General features: G+C 31.7%; 12 protein-coding genes and 1 other annotated feature. Of the genes, 10 read left to right on the forward strand and 2 right to left on the reverse strand.

Going from position 1 to position 12,032, the window contains the following annotated elements:
• The first annotated feature begins 2 nt into the window (after positions 1-2).
• The 10 genes from CCE28_RS16560 to CCE28_RS16600 all read left to right on the forward strand — a co-directional run bounded on the left by CCE28_RS16560 (position 3) and on the right by CCE28_RS16600 (position 10,648).
• Positions 3-836 (forward strand): class II fructose-bisphosphate aldolase, encoded by an 834-nt coding sequence (locus CCE28_RS16560; RefSeq protein WP_095134847.1) that lies wholly within the window; start codon positions 3-5, stop codon positions 834-836.
• Between the two features lie 44 nt (positions 837-880).
• Positions 881-1,885 (forward strand): inositol 2-dehydrogenase, encoded by a 1,005-nt coding sequence (iolG, locus tag CCE28_RS16565; protein WP_095134848.1) that lies wholly within the window; start codon positions 881-883, stop codon positions 1,883-1,885.
• A gap of 28 nt (positions 1,886-1,913) precedes the next feature.
• The gene (locus tag CCE28_RS16570; RefSeq protein WP_095134849.1) at positions 1,914-3,029 is read left to right on the forward strand and encodes an enoyl-CoA hydratase/isomerase family protein; all 1,116 of its coding nucleotides are present in this window, start codon (positions 1,914-1,916) and stop codon (positions 3,027-3,029) included.
• Between the two features lie 172 nt (positions 3,030-3,201).
• Positions 3,202-4,266: a transposase gene (locus tag CCE28_RS22605; RefSeq protein WP_242973002.1), complete on the forward strand. Its 1,065-nt coding sequence runs from the start codon at positions 3,202-3,204 to the stop codon at positions 4,264-4,266.
• 216 nt (positions 4,267-4,482) lie between these two features.
• Positions 4,483-4,728, forward strand: a binding site (T-box leader).
• 147 nt (positions 4,729-4,875) lie between these two features.
• Complete coding sequence (locus CCE28_RS16580; protein WP_095134850.1) at positions 4,876-6,225, forward strand: sodium-dependent transporter; 1,350 nt, start codon at positions 4,876-4,878, stop codon at positions 6,223-6,225.
• Between the two features lie 359 nt (positions 6,226-6,584).
• Positions 6,585-8,180, forward strand: a complete 1,596-nt coding sequence (locus CCE28_RS16585) for an NAD(P)/FAD-dependent oxidoreductase (protein WP_095134851.1) — start codon at positions 6,585-6,587, stop codon at positions 8,178-8,180.
• 129 nt (positions 8,181-8,309) lie between these two features.
• Complete coding sequence (locus tag CCE28_RS16590) at positions 8,310-8,927, forward strand: hypothetical protein (RefSeq protein ID WP_095134852.1); 618 nt, start codon at positions 8,310-8,312, stop codon at positions 8,925-8,927.
• A gap of 231 nt (positions 8,928-9,158) precedes the next feature.
• On the forward strand, positions 9,159-9,449 hold the full coding sequence (locus CCE28_RS22935; protein WP_334293523.1) for an iron-sulfur cluster biosynthesis family protein: 291 nt from the start codon (positions 9,159-9,161) through the stop codon (positions 9,447-9,449).
• A gap of 337 nt (positions 9,450-9,786) precedes the next feature.
• Positions 9,787-10,269 (forward strand): 4Fe-4S ferredoxin, encoded by a 483-nt coding sequence (locus tag CCE28_RS16595; protein WP_095134853.1) that lies wholly within the window; start codon positions 9,787-9,789, stop codon positions 10,267-10,269.
• 148 nt (positions 10,270-10,417) lie between these two features.
• A complete protein-coding gene (locus CCE28_RS16600) occupies positions 10,418-10,648 on the forward strand; it encodes a glutaredoxin family protein (protein ID WP_095134854.1) in 231 nt (76 codons plus the stop codon).
• 60 nt (positions 10,649-10,708) lie between these two features.
• Here the strand turns inward: CCE28_RS16600 and CCE28_RS16605 are convergent, their stop codons facing one another.
• Positions 10,709-11,089 carry a DUF4363 family protein gene (locus CCE28_RS16605; protein ID WP_095134855.1) on the reverse strand — a complete coding sequence of 127 codons (381 nt, stop codon included), beginning with the start codon at positions 11,087-11,089 and terminating at the stop codon, positions 10,709-10,711.
• A gap of 16 nt (positions 11,090-11,105) precedes the next feature.
• Positions 11,106-11,798, reverse strand: coding sequence for a DUF421 domain-containing protein (locus tag CCE28_RS16610; protein ID WP_095134856.1), 693 nt, complete (start codon positions 11,796-11,798; stop codon positions 11,106-11,108).
• Between the last annotated feature and the right edge of the window lie 234 nt (positions 11,799-12,032).

The following is a 12,032-nucleotide window of genomic DNA, read 5'->3' on the forward strand; positions in this document are numbered from 1 at the left end:
TTATGTTAGTAAATATGGTTGAAATATTAAAAGAAGCTAATAAGAATAACAAAGCAGTACCTGGATTTAACGTTTTTGGATATGAAGATGCTAAAGCTGTAATTGAAGCTGCAGAAGAGTTAGAAGCTCCTGTAATACTTATGTCAAATAAAGATGCAGTGGAATATATGGATGTAAAATGTTATTCAGCTTTATTTGGTGCTATGGCAAAAGAGGCAAAAGTACCTGTTTGTGTCCATTTAGATCATGCTAAAGATATAGAATTAATAAAAAGAGCTATAGAGGCAGGATATACTTCTGTAATGTATGATGGTTCAAAATATGATTTTGAAACTAATGTGAAAAATACAAAGGAAGCAGTAGATTTAGCTAAGCCTAAGGGAGTTAGTGTGGAAGCGGAAATTGGTTCTGTAGCATACACAAGTAGTGGCCCAGATGTGGAATCTATATACACAGATCCTATGGAAGCTAAATTGTTTGCAGAAAAAACTGGTATAGATGCAATGGCTGTATCTATAGGGACAGTTCATAGAATGGAAGTACAAGGTGCAAAAATTCAATATGATAGATTAAAAGAAATTGAAAAAATAACAGATGTACCTTTAGTATTACATGGTTCTAGTGGTGTAGTAGATGAAGACTTATATAAATTAGCTACGGAGCACAATTTAGCTAAAGTTAATATAGGAACAGCTTTAAGAATGGTTTTTGGTAACATTCTAAGGGAAGAAGTGAACAATAAACCAGAAGAATTTGATAGATTAAAATTCTTTGTAAGACCTACTGAAGAAGTTAAAAAAGTTGCCTTAAACAAATTTAAACTTCTTGGCTGGTAATAGATTTTCTAAATTAAATTTGCCTTATGAAGGGAGATAGACAAATGGACAAAAAGATGAAGGTTGGAATTATAGGTGCAGGTAGAATAGGTAGAGTGCATGCCATGAGTATTAGCAACTATATACCAGAGGTAGAAATAAAGGCTGTTTCAGACATATATTATCCATCAGCAGAAAAGTTAGCAAAGGATTTAGGAATTCCTAATTCCTATGAAAATTACCAAGAGATTATAAATGATCCTGAAATAGATGCAGTATTAGTATGTTCTTCTACTGATACTCATGCTCAAATTTCTATAGAAGCAGCTAACATGAAGAAGCATGTTTTTTGTGAAAAACCAGTAGACCTATCTGTAGAGAAAGTAGAGGCCGTGCTTAAGGCGGTTGAGGAAAACGGTGTCAAATTACAAATAGGATTTAATAGAAGATTTGATCATAACTTTAGAAAGGTTAAAGAATTAATAAAGAGTGGAGATCTAGGAGACTTACATATAGTAAAGATTACATCAAGGGATCCTGAGCCTCCTAATCCAGAGTATGTGGCCGTATCTGGTGGAATGTTTATGGATATGACTATCCATGATTTTGATATGGCTAGATTCTTAGTAGATAGTGAAGTTGAAGAAGTATACGTGGCTGCTGCTTGTAGAGTAGATGAAAAAATCGGTGAAGCAGGAGATGTGGATACGGCTGTTATTACACTTAGATTTAAAAATGGCACATTATGTGTAATAGACAATAGTAGAAAAGCTGTTTATGGATATGACCAAAGGGTTGAAGTATTTGGATCTAAAGGTAAAGCTGAAGTTGCTAATGATACGCCATCTACTGCTACATGGAGTACGGCAGATGGAGTATTTGGTGAAAAACCTAAGTACTTCTTCTTAGAGAGATATATGGAGTCTTTTGCTACAGAGATAAAAGAGTTCGTAGATGCTATAATAAATGATAAGGAAACGCCAGTGACTGGTATTGATGGACTAAAGCCTATCCTAATAGGATTAGCTGCCAAGGAATCTGTAAAAGAGGGAAGACCTGTTAAGTTATAGCAATAAATGGAGAGTATTGGGATAAGAGATGAGACAAGGAGTGGAAATAGGTATGAATGGAGATATATTGTTTGATGTAAGGAACAATGTAGGATATATAACATTAAATAGACCAGCTAAGTTAAATGCATTATCCTATCCTGTGATTAAAATCTTATATGAAAAATTATTAGAGTGGAAAAAGGATGACAATGTGGCTCTTTTAGTTATAAGAGGGGCTGGTGAAAAGGCCTTTTGTGCAGGAGGAGATGTGAGACATCTTTATGACAAACGAAATGAAGACGTAGTTGAATATGGATTTGGATTTTTCTATACAGAATATTGTATGAATTTGACTATGCATACTTATCCTAAACCAATCTTAGCCTATATGAACGGTATAGTAATGGGCGGTGGAGTAGGAGTAGGAGTAGCTGCTACTCATAGAATCGTAACTGAAAAAACTAAGTGGTCTATGCCGGAGATGAATATAGGTTTGTATCCAGATGTGGGTGGAAGTTATTTTTTAAATAAAATGCCAACTTACATGGGAAGATATTTAGCATTGACATCATGTATAATAAGGGGAGCCGATGTGTTGTACACTGAGGGCGCTGATTATTATATGGAAAGTTCTAAGTGGGACGACCTTATATATGAGATAGAAAATGGAAAGTGGGAAATAGATTCTGCTAAGGATACATTAGATAATATATTAGAAAGCTTATTAAAAAATAAGCCTGAGGGCTGTGAATTAGAAAAAATAGAGGATAAAATCAAAAGACACTTTGATTTTGAATCTATGGAAGAAATAGTAGAGTCCCTTAAAAGTGATTCTGATAAGTGGGCTAAGGCGACTTTGGAAAATATACTATCTAAATCTCCAACTTCTTTAAAGGTCACTTTAAAGCAACTAGTAGATGGAAGTAAGAAGAATTTAAGTGAATGTTTTGAAATGGAATTAGATATGAGTATGAACTTCTTAACATGCCATGATTTCTTTGAGGGTGTAAGGTCTGTTTTAGTAGATAAGGACAGAAATCCTACATGGAATCCATCTTCTTTAGAGGAAATAGATAAGGATTATGTAGATAAGTTTTTCTCCTATGAGTGGGAGAATAATAAAAATCCATTAAAAGATTTTTTAAGTAGACAATTAGTATAATTAAATAAAACTTTTGTACTCCCTATAAAATGTTAGATTAAAATTAATCTAACATTTTATTTTTTTATAGGAATAACTATAGGACTAGTGTAATAGTATTTAATTGGAGTTAAAAAAATTCATAAGACATAGATAATTAAACTGAAGATCTAAAGAGTAGTGAGGTGTTATTATGGAACAAAATAATATTATATATCCTAAGGCCGGTCTTGTATATTATAAAGGGCTTTTCAATGAGAAAGAATTAAAACTACATAAGGAAAATCTAAATCATATAGGGATTGAACTGGAAAATGATAATATGAATACTCCCTTAGTTTTTATGGAAGAATTCACTAATGAAACGTCAATAGGATTAAGCAATATCCTCATACAAGAGTACCTATTAGGGGTTATGAGTGATGAAAAATTAAATGCCTTAAAAGATAGTATCCTATGGATGTGGAACTGTGTAGAAGGACAAAAGATGACTAAAATATATCCAGGAGGAAGAGTAGAAGAAAAGGACATAACCTTTGGTGTACATGCTGTAATAGATAGAAATACTAAGATTGATTTTCGTTTAGATGGGGATATGGAGGATAGGTTGAAGAAAAGTTCATTAGATGATTTATTTGAATTCATAAAAAGCACTCCAAGAAAAGAAACCCCATCAAATGCAGATTTTGCTAAATATGATTATGCTAATAAAAAGTGGTTCATAGTCAATACCCATGAAGAGGTTAAAAGGATTATTGAGAAAAGAAACCAGGCTACTTTTATATTACCTAATAATCTAAAGGGAAGGAGTATACATGAAAAAGTAATTCCTACCGTCTGTAATTTGAAAAATATGCTAGATAAGTTAGTCTCACTAGATGGAGATATAAGTAGCTTTAAAGGATGGGAAAAGAGGAGCTACAAGGCCTATAAGATAGATCTTATTAAAGATAAAATTTTATCTGCCCCAAAAGATAATTGGAAGGATATAATAAGAGGGCATATACTAGATCATAATCCACGTGATTTTGGAGCTAGCTGTATAGACATATATTTAGTAGGATATGTATCGGAAACTTATGGAATTGGGAAAGAGAAATTATTTGAATACATAAAACAAAATAATATATCTACAAAACAGAATTCAGCTAATGCCATTTGGCAAGTAGGTAAAGGTGATGGAGTATACTTAGGTATATTAAATGATAATGGCACAATTAAGGATTGGGAATTTGTTAGGAAGTGGATAAAAGAATAGTGTATAAAATATGATTTTATTTGTTTCTTATGTATTAATTCATAAAAAATATTTATAATATTGGGAAAAGGTTTTATTTGGCATAGACACACAGGTGTACGTATATTAAAAACTAATTCTTAAAAGTAAAATATAAAAAAAACTTAAAAATATATTGACAATTGAAGGAAAACTTTATAAAATATATAACATCAAATGGAAAAAAACACCGAAATTTTAAAGGCTGTGACGGAGAGAAAAATACAGAAGTCTTGTCTGCAGAGAGTCAATGTTTGCTGGAAATTGACGTCAAGATCGTATATAATAATCACTCCTAAGCTACCATGCCGAAAGTTAATTCAAGTAAGTGTGGTCGGTTGTCGCCGTTATATGACTAGGGTTCGAGAAATCTGACCTGATTTTGAGATGCAACTTTTGTTGTGAAATAGGGTGGTACCGCGAGTAATATCTTTCGCCCCTATGCTATGTATATTAGCCTAGGGATGAAAGATTTTTTTATTACCAAAAAACATATGAATCATATGTTTTTGTAAAAACGAACATTCATATGTCAGAAAAAAGAACTTATTCAAAATCTTAAGAATTATTCGACAACAAGGAGGATTTAGTATGAACAGTAATGGAAGAGAGCAGTGGGGGTCTAAGGTAGGATTCTTACTAGCAGCAGCAGGATCGGCCGTTGGTCTAGGCAACCTATGGAAGTTCCCTTATATGGCAGGGAAAAATGGTGGAGGAGTATTCGTAGTTGTATACTTAGGAATACTTATAACACTTGGGTTCACTTTAATGGCAGGTGAGTTAACACTAGGTAGATTTACACAATTAAATGCCATTGGAGCTTATAGAAAAATAAGCAAAAAGCTTACTTGGGTTGGAGCAATTGGAGTATTTACAGCATTTTTAATTTTATCTTTTTACAGCGTTATAGGTGGATGGGTTATTAACTATATTATAAAAACTTGTACTGGAGCTTTAAGCACTTCGGATTCAGCAGCACTTGGAGATATGTTTGGTCAGATGATTTCTGATCCAGTTATGCCGATTATATTCCACGGAGTATTTATGATTGCTACACTAGTAATAGTATTAGGTGGAATTGGAGAAGGTATTGAAAAGGCAAGTAAAGTAATGATGCCAGCTCTATTGGTTATGATTATAGCCTTAGCTATTCGTTCTGTAACATTACCAGGAGCTGAGGCAGGACTTGAGTTCTTCTTAAAACCTGACTTTAGTAAATTAAATGGTGCATTAATATTAGATGCACTAGGACAAGTATTCTTTTCATTAAGTTTAGGTATGGGAATCATAATTACTTACGGAAGTTACTTACCTAAGGAAGAGAATATACCACAAAGTGCGGTATATATCCCCCTTATAGATACGGCTGTAGCATTACTTGCAGGATTTGCAATCCTACCAGCAGTATTTGCACTAGGATTTGAACCAACAGCAGGACCTGGACTTATGTTTATAACATTACCAGCAGTATTTGCTAAGATGCCATTTGGAACTTTCTTTGGACTATTATTCTTTGTATTAGTATTATTAGCAGCATTAACATCATCTATTTCATTATTAGAAGTATGTGTATCTTATGTAGTTGATGAATGGGGATGGGACAGAAAGAAGACTACTTTAACATTAGGTTTTGTAATATTTGCAGTTGGAGTACCTGCATCATTATCCTTAGGACCATGGGCAGACATAAAGATATTTGGTAAAGGATTCTTTGACTTATATGATTATGTAACACAAAATATATTCCTACCACTTGGTGGACTTATGTCATGTATAACTATTGGTTGGGTATGGGGTGTTGATAATGCTATTAAGGAAGCTACTAATAATGGCAAAGTCAAGTTTGCACTAGGTAAAGTTTGGGCATTCCTAATCAAATATATAGCACCTTTAGCAATAGGTAAAGTATTCTATGATTCATTTATAGTTACATTATTTTAAATAGAGATTTTAATATAAGGGAGGGTGTCTCGGAAAAAGAGACACTCTCTTATTTTTTTAAATAAATATGATATAATATGTTGAAACTAATAAGATATAGACATAAATAATCTCCAAACTAAGGCGGTTGTGAACCTACTTCGTCTCAATAAGTTCAAAATTTTTTCAAAGGAAGTCGCTATCAGACTACAGACTATGAATCTTATATTCCCGGTAGAAGATTCATAATTGTTTACAGCACATGATGTTCTGATGCTCCACATTTTCAAAAATTATTGAACTTATTTCAACTCGTAGGTATCTAGAGTTTATTGAGTTATTAAGTAGTTCATATATATTTACTTGAGAGGAAGAATAAAATGATTAGAATAAATGAAATAAGACTTACTATAGATGAAGACATTAAATTATTAAAGAAAAAAATATCTAAGAAATTGAGAGTTAATGTGGATGATATAAAAGAATATCATATATATAGGCAATCTATAGATGCTAGGAAAAGGGACAATTTATATTTTGTATATACAATAGATGTGGAAGTTAAAAATGAAGATAAAATATTGAAGAAAGTAAAAGGCCTTAGTAAATCTCCAAATTTAGATTATGTTCAGGTGGAGGAGGGTGAAGAGAAATTAAAGAATTCACCTATAATAGTAGGAAGTGGTCCTGCTGGAATGTTTTGTGGTCTCATATTAGCTCACAGGGGATACAACCCAATTATATTAGAGCGTGGAGAAGATGTGGATAAAAGAACTAAAAGCATAGATAACCTGTGGAATAATAATGAATTAAATATTGAATCTAATGTGCAGTTTGGAGAAGGAGGAGCAGGAACTTTCTCTGATGGAAAACTCACTACTAGAATAAAGGATAAGAGATGTAGAAAGGTTTTAGAGGAATTTGTGGAAGCTGGGGCACCTGAAGAAATAATGTATTTACATAAACCTCATATAGGAACAGATATTCTAAAAGATGTGGTTAAGAATATGAGAAACTCCATAATAAAATATGGCGGAAAAGTAAGATTTAACTCTAAGGTGACAGATATACTAATAGAAGATGAAAAGGTAGTAGGAGTAGAAGTTAATAATAAGGAAAAGATAGAATCGGATATTGTTATATTAGGAGTAGGTCACAGTGCTAGGGATACTTACAAAGTTCTTTATGATAATGGGGTGAAGATTGAGCAAAAGGCTTTTTCCATAGGTGTGAGAATAGAACATCCTCAAGAATTGATAAATGAATCCCAATATAAACAATTTAAAGATCATCCAAGACTAGGAGCAGCTGATTATAGGTTAACCCATAAAACAAAAGATGATAGGGGCGTATATACATTTTGTATGTGTCCAGGTGGTGTGGTAGTAGCTGCAGCATCAGAGGAAAACATGGTGGTTACAAATGGCATGAGTGAATATAAGAGGGACAAGGAGAATGCAAACAGTGCCTTATTAGTTCAAGTTATGGAAGGGGACTTTGGAAGTGATCATCCATTAGCTGGAGTAGAATTCCAAAGAAAGTGGGAAACTAAAGCCTTTCAAGTAGGTGGAGGTAATTATCACGCACCGGCACAGCTGGTAGAAGATTTTCTATTAGAGAGACCATCTAAGGGCCCAGGTAAAGTTATTCCATCGTATAAGCCAGGGGTAACATGGACAAATTTAAATGAATGTTTACCAGCCTTTGTGTCAAGTTCCTTAAAAAATGCTTTAATCCAAATGGATAAAAAACTTAAAGGCTTCGGGCTTAAGGATGCAGTTATGACAGCAATTGAAACGAGAAGTTCAGCGCCCGTTAGAATATTAAGAGATCCAAAGGAATTACAAAGTGTAAATGTTAAAGGTCTATATCCTATAGGCGAAGGTAGTGGATATGCAGGTGGCATAGTGTCAGCGGCAGTAGATGGAATTAAGGCGGCAGAATGTATTATAAGTAAATATAAAGGCACAGTTTAATAACTGAATTGGTATAAAGATAGTAGACGATAAAAGTCTACTATCTTTTATTTTTATTTAATGTTACACCAAAAACACTAGATAGGCATATAATATAGTAATGTTTCTTTAGGTGTAGGAGGTGTAAGGGTGGACGAAAATAATAATATTATAGATGTTGATGAAAATGAATTAGATGAACTAGAGTTAGATGAACTGGAATTAGAAGAAGAGATTGGGAAAAAACAAAATAATGTGGTAGCGAATGTAGTGGGAGAACTAGCTAGTATGGATGTAATTCTTCCATTGGTAGTGTATGCCGTATTAAATAAAGATGATATTATTGGCAAGAAAAATAAAAAAAGCTCAAAAAAAGATAAAAAGACGCAAGCTTACTTAGTAGAGAATATGAGCACAATAGTAGATAGGGGACAAAATATTGTAGGAATGATTGATTCAGTAAATAAATATATGGAAAGAAAACAACAGGAAGCAACGGCTTTGGGAATGGAAAAAGCATCTAATGACAAGGTGGAAATATTAGAAGTTGTAAGACCTTATGTGAAAGGAAAGGGAAGAAATAAAATAGATAGGGCTATAGCTGCTAATGAAAAAATTAAGAAGTTAAAGTCTAGAGAAGAAAAGGATATATTAAGTAATGTTCAAGATGTGACGGATATATTAGCCCTTGTGCAATCAGATACGGGAGATCAAGTTAATGAGGCCCTTAGAAAAGTAAGGGATATTATGGACATATTACGAAGATAGAATAAAAAGTTTCTGCTTATGTGGAAACTTTTTTGATTATGAGTAAATTTGTAGATTTTAGAAGGAATAATAAGTTACTAAAAAATATTAGTGGGTAGAAATACATAATAAAAGAACAAAAAGAAAAATATAAATATAAATCCTAAAAGAACCATTGACAGATGAAAATATTAGGAGTAAACTTAAGTTAAAGATACCCCCTCTGGAGGGGGAGGGAAAGGATGATGTTATATGAGTATATCTGTTTCTGAAAAAGCAGAAAAAATGATAAAAGAACAAAAAATAGAAGATAAATTCTTAAGAATTGATATGAGAGGGTTTGGCTGAGGTGGCCCTAGATTTGGATTGGCTCTGGATGAGTCAAAGAAAAGTGAAGATTATGAACAAGAGGTTAATGGTATTAAAATATTAGTGGAACAAGATTTATTAAATCAATTTGAAAGTTTCAATATAGACTATTCAAATAGTTGGATTGGTAAAGGTTTTGTTGTTAAAGCAGGAGTAAAAGGATCAAAGTGTTAAAAAACTAAAAATCATGTAACCTAACAATATAAAATACAGCAATCTGTAAAAACGTGTATGTTAACTAGACTATGAGTTTTTTACAGATTGCTTTTTCTTGTTTTTGTAGAATTTTTACAAAATAAAGATGTGTATTAAAACTAAGATATTAGATGTACTAAGGGGTAATAATAGAATATAAAATATTTCATTTAATTTATAAATACAACTTGAATTATCTGACAGAAGATGGTATTATATAAATACACCCCCTACTGGAGGGGGTGGGGTAGAAAATAAAATAGAAAATATGAATAGATTCATAAAATATGAATACATTCTTAAAAGGAGGGTAATTATGAAACACAAGAGTCATCAAAAATGGAGTTGGATAATAATAGTTACGTTCTTTATACTCTCTATAGTAAATATATGGTTTGGTTTATTTGGGTTTGTGTGTATGGGTATGCCCATATATCATGCATTAAGAGGTAGGGGAAAAATACATTGTTCTAAATATTGTCCGAGAGGATCATTTTTGGGAAAGTTTCTTCCTTATATATCATTAAATAAAACTTTGCCCAAATTTATGAGAACTAAAAAATTTAAAAACTTTGTACTAATACTAATGATTACTATGTTTTCAATATCACTATATCATTCACAACTGGTACCAATTAAAGTTGCAAAGGCAGTCTTTAGATTAATGTTTGCATCATTTGTAGTTGGAAATATAATGGGAGTAATATTTAAACCTAGAAGTTGGTGCCAAATTTGTCCTATGGGTCACGGTACATCTCTAATAAAGGAAGCAAAAGAAAAGAAAACTTCTAGCAATTAAAATTTCAAGAGATATTATTTATGAGCTAGAAAAATACTAAATACATTGGACCTGGTACATGAAAAAGATCCTATAAGACATATAAAGGATTCAAAAGATAATAAAGCTTTATCTTAAAAATATAATTATAAATTAGGAGGAATATAATATGAATAAAAATGTATTAGTTTACTCAAGTGATTCATGCATATATTGTAAGGAAGCCAAGGAATATCTAAATTCTAAAGGAGTAGATTTTGAAGAGAAAAACGTATCAAAAGATATGACAGCAAGAAAAGAATTAATGAAGATGGGTTTTATGAGTGTACCTATTATAAAAGTAGATGATGAGGTTATACAAGGGTTTAATAAGGAAAAATTAGAAGATCTATTAAAATAAGCTACGCATTTTGCGTAGCTTTTTTACTTTTATGTTATAGTTTTTGAAATGACTTAATTGTTAAAATATATTATAGAAACTAAGAGATTGATTGTCCTTTGCTGATGAAATAAAATGCTTTAGTAGTTCTATTTCTAAAGAAGATTTTATTTTATCTTTATAATGTATGTGATTTCTCAATTTTAGGACAGACTCATATATTACTTCCATGTCTTCATGATGTATTAGGGTGCCAAAACGTCTTTCTTTTTTATGAATATACTTTTCAAATTCTTCGATTTTTATACTAGCTAAATTCCAATTATCACTCTCTATTAGTGAATTAAGTTCAGTGAGTTGGGTGGTTGAATATGTATACATATCTTCTAATGAACTGTATACATAGAACCAAACACATATTAAAAGAACCATAATAAATAGACATAAGATAAAAGTACGCAAAAAATCACAACCTTCTCTATGTAAAGTTTATAATTTGTGAGTCTTTAGTTTGCACAAATAAATTTCCATCTTCAGTTACATAACAAAGAACAACTTCTTTAAAACTTTTAATACCATGTTTTTTAATCTTCTTATATAATTCATCTTCTGATATATTAGTTAAATCTAAGTTGCTATAATTAAGAATTCCATCTAGTATTAAAGTAATAGGTAATCCTTTAGTAGGGCATGGTAAATTTAAGTCAGATACACAAATGGGTGTTTTTTTTGCCTTAGGCAAAATACTTAGACTACCATCTGTTTCTAATATTGCATAATATATATCTTCAATATATGGATAGTCTTTTGAGCGACATTGTTCTATTAAATCATTAAGATTCAACCTTAATTTTTTTAATTCCTTAAAGTTAATGGCACCCTTTTCAATTAAGATACTAGGCTTTCCGCAAATCAATTGTCGCATAGTCTCAGATTTTAAAGTTATAGATGATATGGTTACTTGAATAAAAACTAAGGATGCGATTGCGAATATGCCATATAGAATGGGGATATCTGTATTTTCCATAGGTAAAACAGCCAACTCAGATATGATTAGGGTTATAACCAACTCAAAGGGCTGTAACTCAGAAAGTTCAGATTTGCCCATAATTCTAAAACTAATTAGAACAGAAAAATATAATATAATTGTACGTATTAAAATAGTTATCATGGGGTTATCCTTCCTGTTTGTTTTGTATAATTATATCTAAGTTGTAGTATTTGCATGGAATAATAAATTATACATAAACTCCCAATTGACTAAACTATAAATAGGTGGTATGATAGATATCGTTGTGAAACAAAAGAAAAAACACAACTTGAAAAAAAGTATTGACAAACTTCGACAAAGATGTTAAGATAGTTAAGTCGTCAAAANACGGCAAAACAAATTGAACTTTGAAAA

Origin of the sequence: Anaeromicrobium sediminis (assembly GCF_002270055.1) — a bacterium.
Lineage (GTDB): Bacteria > Bacillota > Clostridia > Peptostreptococcales > Thermotaleaceae > Anaeromicrobium > Anaeromicrobium sediminis.

Coding starts and splice junctions, on each gene's coding strand:
- iolG (WP_095134848.1), top strand. CDS start 881: ATGGACAAAAAGATGAAGGTTGGAATTATAGGTGCAGGTAGAATAGGT.
- CCE28_RS16600 (WP_095134854.1), top strand. CDS start 10,418: ATGAATAAAAATGTATTAGTTTACTCAAGTGATTCATGCATATATTGT.
- CCE28_RS16610 (WP_095134856.1), bottom strand. CDS start 11,798: ATGATAACTATTTTAATACGTACAATTATATTATATTTTTCTGTTCTA.
- CCE28_RS16560 (WP_095134847.1), top strand. CDS start 3: ATGTTAGTAAATATGGTTGAAATATTAAAAGAAGCTAATAAGAATAAC.
- CCE28_RS16580 (WP_095134850.1), top strand. CDS start 4,876: ATGAACAGTAATGGAAGAGAGCAGTGGGGGTCTAAGGTAGGATTCTTA.
- CCE28_RS16570 (WP_095134849.1), top strand. CDS start 1,914: ATGAGACAAGGAGTGGAAATAGGTATGAATGGAGATATATTGTTTGAT.
- CCE28_RS16595 (WP_095134853.1), top strand. CDS start 9,787: ATGAAACACAAGAGTCATCAAAAATGGAGTTGGATAATAATAGTTACG.
- CCE28_RS16585 (WP_095134851.1), top strand. CDS start 6,585: ATGATTAGAATAAATGAAATAAGACTTACTATAGATGAAGACATTAAA.
- CCE28_RS22605 (WP_242973002.1), top strand. CDS start 3,202: ATGGAACAAAATAATATTATATATCCTAAGGCCGGTCTTGTATATTAT.